15 protein-coding genes are annotated in these 15377 nt (G+C 67.8%); 7 read left to right on the top strand and 8 right to left on the bottom strand.

Going from position 1 to position 15377, the window contains the following annotated elements:
• Positions 1 to 28 precede the first annotated feature (28 nt).
• Positions 29 to 1144 (bottom strand): DUF2855 family protein, encoded by a 1116-nt coding sequence (locus tag AC3WRR_RS32685; RefSeq protein ID WP_010811427.1) that lies wholly within the window; start codon positions 1142 to 1144, stop codon positions 29 to 31.
• 65 nt (positions 1145 to 1209) lie between these two features.
• On the opposite strand from AC3WRR_RS32685, the gene AC3WRR_RS32680 reads away from it, so the two are divergent.
• Both AC3WRR_RS32680 and AC3WRR_RS32675 read left to right on the top strand, forming a co-directional pair.
• Positions 1210 to 1923 (top strand): TetR/AcrR family transcriptional regulator, encoded by a 714-nt coding sequence (locus tag AC3WRR_RS32680; RefSeq protein WP_011614326.1) that lies wholly within the window; start codon positions 1210 to 1212, stop codon positions 1921 to 1923.
• A gap of 142 nt (positions 1924 to 2065) precedes the next feature.
• On the top strand, positions 2066 to 2506 hold the full coding sequence (locus AC3WRR_RS32675; RefSeq protein ID WP_010811429.1) for a CBS domain-containing protein: 441 nt from the start codon (positions 2066 to 2068) through the stop codon (positions 2504 to 2506).
• A gap of 71 nt (positions 2507 to 2577) precedes the next feature.
• Here the strand turns inward: AC3WRR_RS32675 and AC3WRR_RS32670 are convergent, their stop codons facing one another.
• The gene (locus AC3WRR_RS32670) at positions 2578 to 3618 is read right to left on the bottom strand and encodes a Rieske 2Fe-2S domain-containing protein (RefSeq protein ID WP_492299192.1); all 1041 of its coding nucleotides are present in this window, start codon (positions 3616 to 3618) and stop codon (positions 2578 to 2580) included.
• A gap of 323 nt (positions 3619 to 3941) precedes the next feature.
• On the opposite strand from AC3WRR_RS32670, the gene AC3WRR_RS32665 reads away from it, so the two are divergent.
• Together AC3WRR_RS32665 and AC3WRR_RS32660 are read left to right on the top strand one after the other, a co-directional pair.
• Positions 3942 to 5432 carry an MDR family MFS transporter gene (locus AC3WRR_RS32665; protein ID WP_010811431.1) on the top strand — a complete coding sequence of 497 codons (1491 nt, stop codon included), beginning with the start codon at positions 3942 to 3944 and terminating at the stop codon, positions 5430 to 5432.
• A gap of 82 nt (positions 5433 to 5514) precedes the next feature.
• The gene (locus AC3WRR_RS32660) at positions 5515 to 6123 is read left to right on the top strand and encodes a glutathione peroxidase (protein ID WP_011614328.1); all 609 of its coding nucleotides are present in this window, start codon (positions 5515 to 5517) and stop codon (positions 6121 to 6123) included.
• Positions 6124 to 6149: 26 nt separating this feature from the next.
• On the opposite strand, the gene gstA is transcribed toward AC3WRR_RS32660, so the two are convergent.
• The 5 genes from gstA to AC3WRR_RS32635 all read right to left on the bottom strand — a co-directional run bounded on the left by gstA (position 6150) and on the right by AC3WRR_RS32635 (position 11263).
• Positions 6150 to 6776, bottom strand: coding sequence for a glutathione transferase GstA (gstA, locus tag AC3WRR_RS32655; RefSeq protein ID WP_010811433.1), 627 nt, complete (start codon positions 6774 to 6776; stop codon positions 6150 to 6152).
• Between the two features lie 133 nt (positions 6777 to 6909).
• Positions 6910 to 7647, bottom strand: a complete 738-nt coding sequence (locus AC3WRR_RS32650; RefSeq protein ID WP_010811434.1) for an aspartate/glutamate racemase family protein — start codon at positions 7645 to 7647, stop codon at positions 6910 to 6912.
• A 73-nt stretch (positions 7648 to 7720) separates the two neighbouring features.
• Complete coding sequence (gene hydA / locus AC3WRR_RS32645) at positions 7721 to 9142, bottom strand: dihydropyrimidinase (RefSeq protein WP_011614331.1); 1422 nt, start codon at positions 9140 to 9142, stop codon at positions 7721 to 7723.
• Between the two features lie 4 nt (positions 9143 to 9146).
• A complete protein-coding gene (locus AC3WRR_RS32640) occupies positions 9147 to 9875 on the bottom strand; it encodes a maleate cis-trans isomerase family protein (protein WP_340528437.1) in 729 nt (242 codons plus the stop codon).
• Positions 9876 to 9964: 89 nt separating this feature from the next.
• Positions 9965 to 11263, bottom strand: coding sequence for an MFS transporter (locus tag AC3WRR_RS32635; RefSeq protein ID WP_010811437.1), 1299 nt, complete (start codon positions 11261 to 11263; stop codon positions 9965 to 9967).
• A 41-nt stretch (positions 11264 to 11304) separates the two neighbouring features.
• On the opposite strand from AC3WRR_RS32635, the gene AC3WRR_RS32630 reads away from it, so the two are divergent.
• The 3 genes from AC3WRR_RS32630 (at position 11305) to AC3WRR_RS32620 (ending at position 14571) form a co-directional block, all read left to right on the top strand.
• Positions 11305 to 12180: a GntR family transcriptional regulator gene (locus tag AC3WRR_RS32630; protein ID WP_231881372.1), complete on the top strand. Its 876-nt coding sequence runs from the start codon at positions 11305 to 11307 to the stop codon at positions 12178 to 12180.
• 25 nt (positions 12181 to 12205) lie between these two features.
• Positions 12206 to 13054: a fumarylacetoacetate hydrolase family protein gene (locus AC3WRR_RS32625; RefSeq protein WP_492299189.1), complete on the top strand. Its 849-nt coding sequence runs from the start codon at positions 12206 to 12208 to the stop codon at positions 13052 to 13054.
• A gap of 269 nt (positions 13055 to 13323) precedes the next feature.
• On the top strand, positions 13324 to 14571 hold the full coding sequence (locus tag AC3WRR_RS32620; RefSeq protein WP_011614335.1) for a M20 aminoacylase family protein: 1248 nt from the start codon (positions 13324 to 13326) through the stop codon (positions 14569 to 14571).
• A gap of 18 nt (positions 14572 to 14589) precedes the next feature.
• Here AC3WRR_RS32620 and AC3WRR_RS32615 read toward each other — a convergent pair whose 3' ends face one another.
• Positions 14590 to 15375, bottom strand: a complete 786-nt coding sequence (locus tag AC3WRR_RS32615) for an AraC family transcriptional regulator (protein WP_492299187.1) — start codon at positions 15373 to 15375, stop codon at positions 14590 to 14592.
• Between the last annotated feature and the right edge of the window lie 2 nt (positions 15376 to 15377).

The following is a 15377-nucleotide window of genomic DNA, read 5'->3' as shown; positions in this document are numbered from 1 at the left end:
CGGGCCCCATGCGGGGCCCGTTCTGCTTTTACCCCACGACCACCACGTACCCCTCCTGCGGCGCCCCGCTCCCCGCCGCCAGCCGCGCGATCCGTGCCTGCGCGGCTTCGAATCCCCGTTCCTCCACCAGCGCCAGCCAGCGCTTGGCCGGATCGCGCGCATGGTCGATAAAGCGGCGCTGCGCCGCGTTGAAGCGCCGGTTCACTTCCTGCGGTCCCCAGTCGGCATTGCGCTTGCGGATCTGCACCGGCGCGAAATAGAACTCGGGCCTGGGCCCGGGCAGGTGCAGGTCGCGCAGGAAGCCGGTGTTCTGCGTCGAGCCGACAAAGCAGTCGTACACCAGGCTGTCGCCAAAATGCGCATGCACGCGCGCGCGCAGCGACTCATCGCCGGAGAAGTCGACATAGAGCGTGGGCTCGTCCACCGGCACCGATGCCAGTTCGTCATAGGTGACGGTGCTGCCGTAGCAGCCGAGGTCTTCGACAAAGGCGCGGTTGCGGGCCGAGGTCAGCCCGGTCAGCGCGATGCCGTCGAGGTCGCGCAGGCAGAAGGCGGTGCCATAGGCCGTCTTGCTGGAGGCGCTGGACACCACCAGCCGCCGTGCGCCGAAGAAGCGGTTGTCTTCCAGGAAGTCGGCCAGCATGAACGAGGTGATGAACAGCGGCCGGTACAGCATCTGGTAGTGCTCCAGTTCCGGCGCGTAGGCGGCGTCGTTCTGCACGCGGGTGTACTGGTTGTAGGCCGAGGTCAGCTTTGCGCGGTGCGCCGCGGCATCGTAGAAGCCGCGCGCGGTGACGCGCCCGGGCTGCATGCGGAAATGGCTGGCGATGGGGAAGTAGCCGTAGAAGCGTTCGCCGGGGGCGATGCCGTCGACGCCGGAGGCCACCACATCGGCAAAGCCCCACACCGGCATATGGCCCCACTGCGGCTGGCCGGTGGGAAAGAAGTCCCAGTACTGCATGGCCTCGCCAAAGGCGGCATAGGTGATGTTGTTGGTGGTCAGGGCAAAGCGGTCCAGGCGCAGCAGCACTTCGCCGGGCGCGGCGCTGGCGGGTTCGTGCGCGGCTTCCAGCCGGCTTTCGTTTAGGGCATCCTTGCGGCTGAACAGCCGCGTGATGGCAAGGGTCGGTTCAGTTGCTGCCATGTCTTCTCCTGGTTCGCGGCCCGTCCGTCCGGCGTGCAATGTTCGCCATGACTTCCGTGAGGCCGATGCCAAGAATCTATCGCCGCGCCAACGCCGCCGGGTTCGGAAACGAAGCGCCCGCCGCCGGCGACCTGAAACGGCCCGCCACGCCGCGCAGCAAGCCGCTCAAGCGCCCTTCGCAGCAGCGCGCGCACTTCACCGTCAACGCCATCTACGACGCCTTTGTTCGGATCTGGTGCCGCGATGGCTGGGACGGCGTGACCACGCGCGCGGTGGCGCTGGAGGCAGGGTTCTCGGTGGGTACGCTGTACGAGTACTTTCCCAGCAAGGAAGCGCTGGCGTCGGGCTACGTGCGCCACACGGTCGAGACCATGCTGGCGCGCATCGACGCCGAGGTCACGCAACGGGCTGACGCCGACTGGCGCACGCGCGTGCGGCGGCTGGTGGCCATCGCCTGCGGTGCGGACGACGAGGCCACGGGCATCGTCTTCGATGCCGACATCATCGGGCTGGAGCCGCGCATCGCCGAGCCCAAGCACCACCGGCGCGTGTTCGAAGAGTTCTGCGAGGCCTGGCGCCGGGCGCTGTGCGCTTGCCCCGACTTGCCCACGGCCCCGGATGCCGCGAAGGTGCAGGCACTGGTGCTGGCGGTCTGGGGGGCGCGCCGCTATCGGCTGCTGCTGCAGGGCGCGGCGCTGCAGCCGGCGCAATGGGTGTCCGAAATGCAGGCGCTGTGCCTGGCGGCACTGGACGAAAAAGCGACCGATGCGCAACCTTGACCCGGCGGCTGCCATGCGGGCGTCACAACATTGCTTACAAAGATTCGCGTAAGTCACCCTGTAACGGCGCGCGTTACTTTGCTACTCTGATTGCATTGGCACCGCCAGCCGCATTGCATTGTCGACGGAAAAGGAGTTGGTGATGAAAACCGCACGCCAGGTTCTGGAGTCCAAGCCGAGTCAGGCCATTTACAGCGTCCCGCCCACGGCGACCGTCTATACCGCGCTGCAACTGATGGCGGAGAAAGGCATCGGCGCGCTGCTGGTGATCGAGCATGGCGAGATCCTGGGGATCCTGAGCGAGCGCGACTATGCGCGCAAGGTGATCCTGATGCAGCGCACCTCGCGCGAGACGCTGGTTCGCGACATCATGACCAATGCAGTGATCTATGTCGGCGCCAGCCAGACCACCGACGAATGCATGGCATTGATGACCCGGCACCGGCTGCGCCACCTGCCAGTGATGGAAGGCGACGAGCTGATCGGCATGCTGTCGATCGGCGACCTGGTCAAGGACATCATCTCCGAGCAGCAGTTCATCATCGAGCAGCTCGAGCATTACATCACCGGGGGCGGGCGCTAGGCCTGTCGTGTTCGGGGGCTGGTCGCATTGCACGCACCCGCCCCGTCCACTCTCCCGCGCGCGGCCGCCGGCTAGCCCAGCGTGCCGAACCTCACCCCATGCGCCGCCAGGTAGCGGCGGTACGCGCCTGCCAGCTTGTCCGCCGGCTGGGGCACCTCCACGCCGGTGCGCAACGGCAGGCGGCGCGGCTGCTGCGATTCCACGATCGGCTTGTCCTGCAGGAAGATGGTGTCCTGGAATTCGCGCAGGCTGGCGTCGTCATCATCTGTCACCAGTGACATCACGAACCACACGCGGCTCGATTCCTCGTCCCGCGGGCCGATAAACAGCGCGATGGCGCCGCGATGGTTGTCGCCAAGGTCGGGCACCTTGGTCAGGATCGCGGAGTAGGGCGCAACCACGCGGTATTCATACTCGACCATGGCTCCGCCGGCGGCGCTGGCGTGCGCGCGCGGCTGCCAGGCGCGGCAGCCGATGGTGCGCAGCGCGTCGGGCTTGCGCGCATCGCCGATGGCTTCCACTTCATAGGGCGGCACTTCGGTGTGCGCCGGGTCACCCAGGTAGCCGTCATGGACATAGCCGAAGTGCGCCATGTCGAGGAAGTTCTCCACCAGCCGTGGCGCCGAGGTGGCAACGTCGTAGGGGCCGCAGACCACGCGGCGGCATTCGGCGTCGTGGTACTCGGGGAAGGACGGCAGTTCGGGCACGGCCTCGGTGCCGTCGCCGCCAAGGCGTACCCATAACAGCCCGTAGCCCTCGCGCACCGCGTGCGTGGTGGCGCAGGCGCGCGGCGCAGGCACCAGTTCCGGGTGGGCGGGATAGCGCGTGCAGCGGCCGCCCGAGGCAAAGCGCCAGCCGTGATAGCCGCAATGCAGCAGGCCATCGTGCACGGCGCCCAGCGTGAAAGCGGCGCCGCGGTGCGGACAGCGGTCATCCCAGGCGTGCCAGCCGTCGGCATTGCGCCACAGCACCAGCGCGCGGCCAAAGAGCCGGGCGGCGAAGGGGCCGTCGCCGTCGGCCTGTTCGATGGCCAGCACGGGGTGCCACTGGCCCAGTTCGGGCCCGGCCGCATCGGCGGCCTGACCTGCTTCGTGTCGTGGGGTCTCGGTCATGACGAAATCTTACCTTCGGTAGTGGCGATGTGATCTTGCATCGACCATCGTGCCTGATCCTTGTCACGCAAGTGACGTGCCAGACATCTGGGTCACGAGCGCGATATTTGCTGGCCGCATATAATTATGCGTTCGCTGAATTGGGCCACCCGCGACGGCGTCACGCCCCCTATTGCGCGGTTCCCGGCCGATATTCCCTGCATTTGACGTAGCTTTCACCGCACATCGCTGCGGTCTCGTGCCTGTCCATGTCTTCACCCTCTTCTGCCGCATCCGCCCGGGACACCACGCCGGCCCTGCCCGCCCACGACCATCGCGCCGTGATGCGGGTGATCGGCGGCATCGTGCTGTGCATCCTGCTGGCCGCGCTCGACCAGACCGTGGTGATCCCGGCGGTGCCGGCGATCGCCAATGACCTGAACGGCTTCAGCCACCTGTCATGGATCGTGACGGCGTACCTGATCGTGTCGACGGTGACCACGCCGCTGTACGGCAAGCTGTCGGACAGCTTTGGCCGGCGGCGCCTGCTGATGGTGGCGATCACGCTGTTTATCGGAGCCTCGGTGGCATGCGCGCTGGCGCAGACGCTGGGTCAGCTGATCCTGTTCCGCGCGCTGCAGGGCGTGGGCGGCGGCGGGCTGATGTCGCTGGCGCAGGCAGCCATTGCCGATGTGGTGGCGCCGCGCCAGCGCGGGCGCTACCAGGGTTACCTGGCCACGGTGTGGGCGGTGGCGTCGATCGCCGGGCCGCTGGTGGGCGGCTGGGTCTCTGACCATATGTCGTGGCGCTGGCTGTTCTGGGTCAACGTACCGCTGGGCCTGCTGGCGATGTTCATGTGCTACCGCGGGCTGGCCATGCTGCCGCCGCGTGGCGGGCGTGCGCGCGTGGACTGGCTGGGGGCGCTGCTGCTGGCGGTGGCCATCGTCGCCTTCCTGCTGGCGATGAGCTGGGGCGGCGACGTCTACGACTGGCTCTCGCCAGAGCTGGGCGCCCTGCTCCTGGCCGCGGTGGCGGCCCTGGTCCTGCTGATCTGGCAGGAGCGCCGCGCTGCGGACCCGATGCTGCCGCCGCGCCTGTTTGCCAACCGGGCCTATGTGATGGGCGTGGCCGCCTCGGCGCTGGCCGCGCTCGATATCTTCCTGTGCATCTTCGCCCTGCCCCTGCACTTCCAGCTGGTCCGCGGCGCGGATGCATCGACCTCCGGCCTGCTGGTGATGCCGTTCCTGCTGGCCACCGTGGCGGGCAACTTTATCGTCGCGTGGCTGGCGCCGCGCGTGGGCCGCATGCGCGGCATCCTGAGCGCCGGCTATATCGCCGGCGCGCTGGGGCTGATCGCACTGGCGCTGGTGACGCCGGCGGTGCCGCTGGCGGTGGTGCTGGCGGCGATGACGCTGGCCGGCGTGGGCCTGGGCATGACCATGGTGGCCACGCTGATGAGCGTGCAGAACGCGCTGGAGCGCCGCGACACCGGCGCCGGCACGGGCGCGCTGCTGGTGCTGCGCTCGCTCGGCAGCGCGCTGGGCGGGGCGCTCGCCGGCACGCTGCTGACGCTGGAATTCCGCCATGCGCTGGCGGCGTCGGGGGTCACGCAGGCGCTGGACCTCGGTGCGCTGCGCCACGGCAGCGAGGCCTTTGCGCAGCTGTCGCCGTCTGTGCGCGCGGTGCTGGCGGGCGGCGTGGAGTCGGGCTTCCACCTGCTCTTTGCCGCGGGCGCGGCGGCGGCGGTGCTGGCGCTGCTGATCGTGCGCCGCATGCCGGACCTGGAGCTGCGCGGCAGCGTCACCGAACACGCGGCCACGCTGGCGATGGACTGACCGGCGCGGCATCCGTCAGGCCGCCATCGGCGTAAACTACGCGTACCCGATACAGCGAGCCGACCACCGGAGCCCCGTCGCCATGATCCGTCGTCCCCTGCTTTCCAGCCTGGCTGCCGCCCTGACCCTGGCGGCGGCCAGCACCGCCCTGCTGCCGGCGCCGGTGCGCGCCGCCGACAAGCCCGCCGCGGCGCCTGCCGCGGGCGCCTGCCCCGCCTCGCTCAACTTCACCTTCCCGCGCCTGCAGGACGATGTGCCGCAGAACCTGTGCCAGTACGCCGGCAAGGTGGTGCTGGTGGTCAATACCGCCAGCTATTGCGGCTTCACGCCGCAGTACGAGGGCCTGGAGGCGCTGTACGCCAAGTACGGCGCGCGCGGGCTGGTGGTGCTGGGCTTCCCGTCCAATGACTTTTCGCAGGAGCCCGGCTCGCAGAAAGAGATCGCGGACTTCTGCTACAACACCTACGGCGTCAAGTTCCCGATGCTCGGCAAGTCGCATGTGCGCGGCAGCGATGCCAACCCGATGTACGCGCTGCTGGCAAAGCAAACCGGCACCACGCCCAAGTGGAATTTCTACAAATACCTGATCGGCCGCGATGGCCAGGTGGTGGCCAGCTATGGCAGCCGCACCAGGCCGGACGACAAGGAACTGGTGGCGAAGATCGAATCGCTGCTCGGCGCGCAGCGCTGAGCGAGCGATTCCGCGCGCGGCCGGGTTCAGTCGCGCACCAGCCCTTCGGCCCGCATCGCTTCCTGCACCGCCGGCCGCGCCGCAACGCGCGACAGGTACTGCTGCAGCGCCGGGTAGTCGTTGAGCGGCAGCTTCAGGATGCGGGCCCAGCCGACGATGGTGAAGCAGTAAGCATCCGCCACCGTGAACGTGTCGCCCATCAGGTAATGGCGGGTTTGCAGGTGCTGGTCGAGTTCGGCAAAGCGCCGGTGCAGCCTGGCCTTGCACTCGTCCTGCGTGCTCTGCGCGGTTTCCTTGTGCCACAGCCACGGGCTGAAGACCTTGTGCAGTTCCGTTGAAACCAGCGTGATCCAGCCGGTGGCTTCCAGCCGCTCGCGCGTGCCGGCGGCGGGCAGCAGCGCGCGTTCGGGCACCAGGTCGGCGATGTATTGCAGCAGCGATGCCGCCTCGGTATGGCGCGAGCCGTCGTCGAGCTGCAGCAGCGGCACGTAGCCGCGCGGGTTGATGGTGTAGTAGTCGTCGGTGCCGTTTTCAGGCTCGGCCAGCTTGTGGCGGAGCAGGTCGACCTTGGCCAGCGTGACCGGCAGGCCGGCTTCGCGCAGGGCGATATGGACGGCCATCGAGCAGACGCCCGGAGTGTAGTAGAGCTTCATTGCGATCCTGTGGTGGTTGCCTGGCCGCCACGCCATGCGGCGGCCGTGCAGGCAGTCTAGGATCGCCCCCCTTATGCAGCAATGCGCGTCCTTGCGGACGCGCATTGCAGATTTGCACACGGCTAGATTGCGCTCAGTCGAGCAGCTTTGCCAGCGCCGGCGGCAGGCCGGCATTGGGCTTGCGCGGCGGCCGCGCGAAGCTGCCCTGCGTGGCGCTGCCGGCGCGCAGGGCCACCAGCGATTCGCAATGCCGCACCGCGCTCGACACGCCATCCACCACCGGCACCGGGATGCGCCCTTGCAGCGAGCGCGCCAGTCCCGCCAGCGGCGCGCCGGCGACGATGATCACGTCGGCACCGTCCTGCTCGATGGCCTGCAGGGCCAGTTGCTCCAGCCGCGCGGCATGGTCTTCCTGCACGCTGCCGATATCGCGCAGCGGCTCCTGCAGCGAGCGCACGCTGGCCAGCCGCGACGACAGGCCGTTGGCCGCCACGCATTCGCGGTACCACGCCTGGATGCGGTGCGAGATCGCGATGATGGAGAAGCGCTGCCCCAGCAGGCAGGCGCTGGCCAGCGCGGCCTCGGTCATGCCGACGACCGGGACATCGAACAGCTCTTTCAGGCCGGCCAGGCCGGGGTCGCCGAACGCGGCGACCACCAGGCCGTCGAACTGGCCGGCGTGTTCCGCGGCGGCGCAGGCGGTGGCATAGCCGCCGACCAATGCTTCGAAGCGAGTTTCGATGTAGGCCACGCCGAACTGGGCGGTGGCCATCTTCAGCGTGGTGGTGGAGGCGGCAGTGCGGCGCGCCTCGGCTTCGATCAGCGCGGTGACGGATTCGCTGATATTGGGATTGACGATCAGGAGTTGCATTGGGAGATAGTGTTTGTCGAACAGCGAAAACAGCAAACCTGCACAGCTCTTCAGTCTTCAGGTCCGCAGGTCATCAACCAAGCATCGGCGCGCCCGCCGGCAGGAACTGCCCGCGTCCGGCCTGGGGTTCCTGGTACTGGCCATCGCGCACCAGCATCTCGCCGCGCGAGAAGCAATGCACCGGCCAGCCGGTCACTTCGATGCCTTCGTATGGCGTGTAGTCCACCGCGTGGTGCAGCGCGCTGTTGCGGATCTGCACGCGCTGGTTCGGGTCCCACAGCACGATGTCCGCATCCGCGCCGATGGCGATGGTGCCCTTGCGCGGATACAGGCCATACAGCCGTGCCGGCCGCCATGAGGTCAGCTCGACGAACTGGTGCAGCGACAGCTTGCCGCGCGCCACGCCGTCGAACAGCAGCGGCAGGCGCGTCTCGATGCCCGGCACGCCGTTGGGGATGTGCTCGAACGAAGGCCGCTCGCCGCCCGGCTGCTTGCCTTGCGGGTCGTCATAGCGGAACGGTGCATGGTCTGACGAGAACACGCTGAACACGCCATTGGTCAGCGCGCGCCAGACCGCGGCCTGGTTCTCGGGGTCGCGCGGCGGCGGGCTGCACACGCACTTGGCGCCTTCGTAGCCGTCGTCGCCGGGCAAGGCCATGTCGTCGGCGGTCAGGTACAGGTACTGCGGGCAGGTCTCGGCCAGGATCTGCAGCCCCCTGCCCTGTGCCCAGCGGATCTGCTCGATCGCTTCCTTGCCCGAGACATGCACGATCAGGATCGGCACGTCGACCAGTTCGGCAAAGGTGATGGCGCGGTGCGTGGCCTCGCGCTCCACTGCGGCGGGACGTGCCAGGCCGTGGAAGCGCGGTGCGATGCGCCCTTCCCCGACCAGCTTGTCGGTCAGCCACGAGATGCAGTCGGCGTTCTCGGCATGCACCATTACCAGCGCGCCGTTCTGCTTGGCGACGTCCAGCACCGACAGCATTTCGCGGTCGGACAGCTTCAGGTCGTCATAGGTCATGTAGACCTTGAACGAGCTGTAGCCCTTGCGGATCAGCGCCGGCAGTTCATCGGCCAGCACTGCCGGCGTGGGGTCTGCCACGATCAGGTGGAAGGCGTAGTCGATCACCGCGCGGCCTTCCGCGCGGCGATGGTAGTCCGCCACGGCAGCCTTGAGCGAAGCGCCCTTCTCCTGCGCGGCAAACGGGATCACGGTGGTGGTGCCGCCGCACACCGCGGCGCGCGTGCCGGTGAAGAAGTCGTCGGCCATGCGCAGGCCGTCGGGCATGGGCTGGTCGAGGTGGCAATGGCCATCGACGCCGCCGGGCAGCGCCAGCAGGCCATCGGCATCGATCTCGCGCGCGCCTTGCGGCAGCGCGTGGCCGAGCGCGACGATCTGCCCGTTGCGCACGCCGATATCGCAGCGGAAGCGGTCGGACGCAGTGACCACGTCCGCGCGCCGGATCACCAGGTCAAGGCTGTCGTGAGCGGACATCGGCTTACTCCACTTCGCGGAACAGGCGGCCCCAGCCGCGCAGCTCGCGCGTGTCCACGCCGCACAGGCGCAGCGACTTCCACACCACGGTGGAGATGGTGTCGTACAGCGGAATGCCGGTTTCGGCTTCAAGTTCTTCGGCCAGGTGCGCGGCGCGCAGGTTGGTGCAGAAGGTGGTGATGGCCTGCGGCTGGTGCTGGGCCAGGCCGCGCACCATCTCGCGGATGGTGTCTTCCTCGACCTCGGCGAAGCTGTAGTTCACATGCAGGTCCAGGTGGCTCTCCGCCACGCAGTGAAAGCCGCTGCGCTCGTAGTTGGCGATGATGCGCTGCTGCACGTCGTCCAGGTACGGCGTGGCCAGGCCGAAGTTGCGCGCGCCGGTCTTTTCCAGGATCTCGTTGAGCGCAAGCACCGAGGTGGTGGCCGGGATGCCGGTGGCTTCGGTGATCTGCTGGCACAGCGCCTCATCCTTGTCGAAGCCGAGCCAGCCGGAAGACGTGCCGTTCCAGGCGATGACATCGACGCGGGCATCGGCCAGCAGGCTGGCGGCGGCCAGGATCTTGTCCAGGTTGAACTGGCCCAGGGCCTGGTCGCGCAGCGAGATCTCGGTCACGGTGAAGCGCGAGAAATGCGCGCTGACGTTGGGCAGGCCGGCAACCATCGCGCTGGTGATGGGTTCGAGCGCAGTGTTGGAAGACGGCGTCAGCATGCCGAGGCGGATTTGCTTGGTCATTTTGCTTTTTGTCTCAGGAGTGGTTGCGAGGGCCGGGACATTGCCGGCCCTTTCGCGGGTTTTTCGGAGTTCGGTGATCCGACGGGTCTTCAGACCGGGATCTTAGTCTCGTAGTCGATGGCGGTGGAAGCCAGCAGCAGGCCGACGCCAGCCGCGGCGAAGAACATCAGCGCCAGGAAGTACGAGCCGGTGAACTGCACGATCATGCCGACGATGATGGGCACCGTGATGCCGCCGATATTGCCGCCCAGGTTCATCACGCCGCCCAGGAAGCCGATCTTGTTGCGGGTGCCGAGCATCGACGGAACGCACCAGAACAGGCCGCACCAGCGCAGGAAGAACAGCGTCGACGACAGCAGCACGACCACCACGATCGGGTCGGTGACGTAGGCCACCGAGAAGATCGAGACCGTGGCCACCACCGCGGCAATGCCGAACAGCGTGCGCATCACCACATTGGGCCGGCCGCCGGCTTCCTTCCACTTGTCGGCGATCCAGCCGCCGATCAGTTCGCCCACGAAGCCGCTGAAGAAGATGATGAAGCTGGCGCCGCCCATCTGCTTGATGTCGAAGCCGTGCACCTTGTTCAGGTAGTTGGGCATCCAGGTCAGCAGGCCGTAGAACACGGTGTTGAAGCACATCCAGCCGATCGCCATGCACCACACCGAGCGGTACTTGAAGAAGTCCAGCGAACGGCCCGACAGGTTGGCCGGCTCGGCGCGGTGTTCATTGGCCTGGGCTTCCTCGATGTAGCGGGCTTCCAGTTCGTTCACGCCGCGGTGCTCGCGCGGGGAGTTGCGCACGTAGTACCAGGCCAGCACGCCGGCCAGCACGGTGCCGACGCCGGCAACGATAAAGGCCAGGCGCCACGAACCCAGCGTGGCGATCAGCCACGTGATGATGATGGCGCCGAGCGCGGCGCCCAGCGGCGCGCCGCCGTCAAGCAGGGTGGCGCCGCGGCCGCGTTCGTTCTGGGTCATCCAGATCGCGTTGAGCTTGCCGCCGGCCGGGTAGATCGGCGCTTCGGCCGCGCCCAGGCCGAGCCGGGTCAGCAGCAGCGCGGTGGCGTTGGTGGTGAAGGCCGCCACGGCCTGGGCAATGCCCCAGAACACGGTGGCGCAGGCGATCACGATGCGCGGCTTGTACTTGTCGGCCAGCATGCCGCCCGGCACCTGCATCAGCGCATAGGTCCAGAAGAACGAGCTGAGGATCAGGCCCTGCATGGTGGGGCTGAGGTCGAACTCCTTGGCGATCAGCGGCATCGCCACTGACAGTGAGGCGCGATCGATGTAGTTGATCGCGATGAGGAACAGCATCATCAAAAAAATCTTCCAGCGAACGGAGGTCTTGGCCTCCGTGACCACTGTCGCCCGGCTTGTCGTCTGCATGACGGCGTCTCCTGTTTTAGTCCTTGGGTGAGGCAGTTCTGTTGGCGTTTTGCGCAACAGGCCGGAGTATAGGATACGTAATCTGTAATTACAACGCGTGTAAGTCATTGATTTTGCGATGTTGCGCATGCACAATTTTGGTATGTGGTAGCCTTGTCGTGGTGCATTTCCCCAATCTGGTGACGTCTGTGACACAAACGCTTTCCCAAACCACGCGCCTGCGCACGCTCGGCATGTCGGCCGAAATCGCCGCCCGGCTGCGCACCATGATCGAAGAGGGCGAACTGCCGCCCGGCGCGAGGATCGATGAACGGGCCTTCTGCGAGACCTTCGATGTCTCCAAGACGCCGCTGCGCGAGGCGCTGAAGGTGCTGGTGTCCGAGGGGCTGGTGCTGCACCGGCAGTACATCGGCTATCGCGTGGCGCCGCTGGACCTGGAGGAGCTGCGCGCCACCTTCGAGACCCTGCACGGGCTCGAGGCGCTGGCGGGTGAACTGGCCGCGCAGCGCCTGGGTGCGGCCGCCATGGCCAAGCTGGAGCGGCGCCACCAGGCCATGATCGATGCGCATGCGGCGGGCCGGCGCACCGACTATTTCCGCATCAACCAGGAAATCCACCAGCTGATCATCGACGGCGCCGCCAATCCGGTGCTGGCCGGCGTCTATGCCACGCTGATGAGCAAGGTGCACCGCGCGCGCGGTGCAGCCAATGCCGATACCATCCGCTGGCAGGAGTCGCATGAGGAACACGAGGCCATCATGGCCGCGCTGCGCGAGCCCGGCCGGCCGCGCCTGGCGCAGGTGCTGCGCGCCCACTCCGAGAACACCGCCAGGGAAGTCCTGAGCGTGGTGGCGCAGACCCTGGCCGAGGCCGGCGCAACCGGCGCAATCGGCGCCACCCTCAAGAAGTCCGCCTGAACAACCCCTGAAGATAACGACGACGATGAAACTGGTTCGAGTAGGCAACCCCGGCGCCGAGCGCCCGGGCATGATCGATGTGCAAGGCCGCGTGCGCGACCTGTCCGGCGTGGTGGCCGATATCGGCGCGTTGCAGCTGGCGCCGGCGGCGCTGGCGCGGCTGGCGCAGGTGGACCCCGCGTCGCTCCCGGTGATCGAGGGCGCACGCTTTGGCGTGCCCTGGAGCGGCGTCGGCAAGATCGTGGCGATCGGCCTGAACTATGCCGACCACGCCGCCGAGGCCGGCATGCCGCTGCCGGCCGAGCCGATCGTGTTCCTGAAGGCCAACAGCTCGCTGAATGGTCCCAACGACGTGGTGATGCTGCCGCTCGGCTCGGAAAAGACCGACTGGGAAGTGGAGCTGGGCGTGGTCATCGGCAGCACCGCGCGCAATGTCTCGCGCGAAGCGGCGCTGAACCACGTGGCCGGCTACTGCGTGGTCAATGACGTGTCCGAGCGCGAGTTCCAGATCGAGCGCGGCGGCACCTGGGACAAGGGCAAAGGCTGCGACACCTTCTGCCCGGCCGGCCCGTGGCTGGTGACGCGCGACGAAGTGCAGGACCCGCAGGCGCTGGGCCTGTGGCTGGAGGTCAACGGCGAGCGCGTGCAGAAGGGCAGCACCGCCACCATGGTCTTCGACGTGGCCACCGTGGTCAGCTATGTCAGCCGCTTCATGACGCTGCTGCCGGGCGACCTGATCGCGACCGGCACGCCGCCGGGCGTGGGCATGGGTTTGAAGCCGCCGCGCTTCCTGAAGGCCGGCGACACCATGCGCCTGGGCGTGGACGGGCTGGGCGAGCAGACGCAGCAGGTGGTGCCCTACGGCGAACTCTGAGGGCAGGGCAGTGGCATCGCGTCACCCATCGGGGTGACGCATGCCGGCAGCACTGCCGCGGGCTAATACGCGGTCCGCAATGGTTCCCCATCGATACGCTTTTACACAAAGCGTTTGGTTTCCATACAAAGCGTACGATTAGGGCAACAGTTCCGGTGCTGAAACGGGCCCGATTACATGGTTTTACAGGAATTCGCACGCTTGGCGTTTCGCTCGCGTTTTCTGCGTGAAATACTGGTTGTACAGGTTTCGCCAGAGAGCAAAACACCATGTCTGAGCACGCCCCCGAAATCGAGTCCTATCTCGGCACCACCCTCACGGCGTCCCCCACGTCACCACTCAAGCACCGGTACTGCGCGCTGGCCGACACCCTGGACAGCCGCGCCGAACTTGAAGTCATCCGGCGCAATATCCACCAGCATCCCGAACTCGCCTTCGACGAGGTCCGCACTTCGGGCCTGGTCGCCAGCCTGCTGGAGACGTGGGGCTATACGGTCACGCGCGGCGTGGGCGGCACCGGGGTGGTGGGCACCTTGCGCTGCGGTGACAGCGGGCACAGCGTGGGCATCCGCGCCGACATGGACGCCTTGCCGATCCACGAACGCACCGCACTGCCGTACGCCAGCGTCAATGCCGGCCGCATGCACGCCTGCGGCCACGACGGCCATACCGCGATCCTGCTCGGCGCGGCAAAGCAGCTGGCGCGCACGCGCAACTTTGACGGCACCGTGCACCTGATCTTCCAGCCGGCCGAGGAAATCGGCGCGGGCGGCGGCGCCGAGCGCATGCTGGCCGACGGGCTGTTCGAGCGTTTTCCCTGCGATGCGATCTTCGGGCTGCACAACCATCCGGGCGTGGAGCAGGGCACCTTCCTGTTCCGCTCGGGCCCCTTCATGGCGGCATGCGACACGGTCACCATCACCATCCGCGGCAAGGGCGGCCACGCCGCGCGCCCGCACCAGTCGGTCGACCCGATCCTGGTGGCAGGCAGCCTGGTGATGGCGCTGCAGTCGGTGGTCGCGCGCTATGTCGACCCGAACGAGACCGCGGTGGTGACGATCGGCACGCTGCACGCCGGCCACGCGCCCAATGTGATCCCGGACAATGCGCGCATGGAGATCAGCGTGCGCTCGTTCAACCCCGAGGTGCGCGCATCGGTGGAGAACCGCATCCGCCAGCTGGCCACGTCGCACGCCGAAGGCTACGGCGCGGTGGCCGAGGTCGACTATGTGCGCGGCTACCCGGTGCTGGTCAACAGCGAGCGCGAGACCGAGTTCGCGCGCCAGGTGGCCGAGGAGCTGGTCGGTGCCGGCAAGGTGGTGGACCAGGCCGCGCGCATCGCCGGCAGCGAGGACTTTGCCTACTTCCTGCAGCAGCGCCCGGGCTGCTTCGTGCGGCTGGGCAACGGCGCCAACCAGCCGCTGCTGCACAACGCCGGCTACGACTTCAACGACGAGAACCTGACCGTCGGCGCGGCCTACTGGACGCGGCTGGTGGAGCGATACCTCGCGAGCTGACCGCCATGGCGCCCCCGCTCAGCGGAAGAACGCGCTTGGCGGCACGCCGAACTGCCGCCTGAACATGGTCGCAAACGCGCTCGGGCTGTCATAGCCCAGGTCCAGCGCCACATCCACCACCTTGCTGCCGGCGGCCAGCTTCTCCAGCGCCGCCAGCAGGCGCGCCTGCTGGCGCCATTGCCCGAAGGTCATCCCGGTTTCGCGCGCAAAGCGGCGCTGGATGGTCTTGGGGTCCAGCCCCAGCCGTGAACCCCAGTCCGCCAGCGTCAGCGCCGTATCGGGCGCGCCGGTGATGGCATTGCAGATCTGCCGCAGGCTGTCATCGGCCGGGCGCGGCAGGTGCAGCGGCAGCGAGGGCACCAGCATCACTTCATCGAGCAGCAGCCGCATCAGCCGCGCGCCGCGCGTGCCGGGAGCGTAGGGCAGGGGTATGTCGATCGCCGCCAGGATCAGCTCGCGCAGCAGCGCGGAGATGCCCAGCACGGTGCAGCGCTGCGGCAGGTCGGGCGCGGCATCGGGGCGGATATAGGCGGTGCGCATCTGCACCCGGCCGACCATGCGGATCCAGTGCGTGGTGCCGCCCGGCATCCACATGCCGCGCGTGGGCGGCACGATCCACTGGCCTTCGGTGGTGGCCACCACCATCACTCCGTGCACCGCGTGGATCAGCTGCGCGTGCGGATGCTGGTGCGGGTTGGTCACGTGGCCGGGCAGGTAGTCGGCGGCCATGGCGGTGACGGGCAGGGGGCTGCGGTCGAAGCGGACGTAGGGCGGGGGATCGGTGTAGGTGTCGCCCAGCGCCAGCG

The sequence above is a fragment of the Cupriavidus sp. FW305-3-2-15-C-LB2 genome (assembly GCF_058787575.1).
This window is presented reverse-complemented; position numbering and strand designations above follow the sequence as displayed.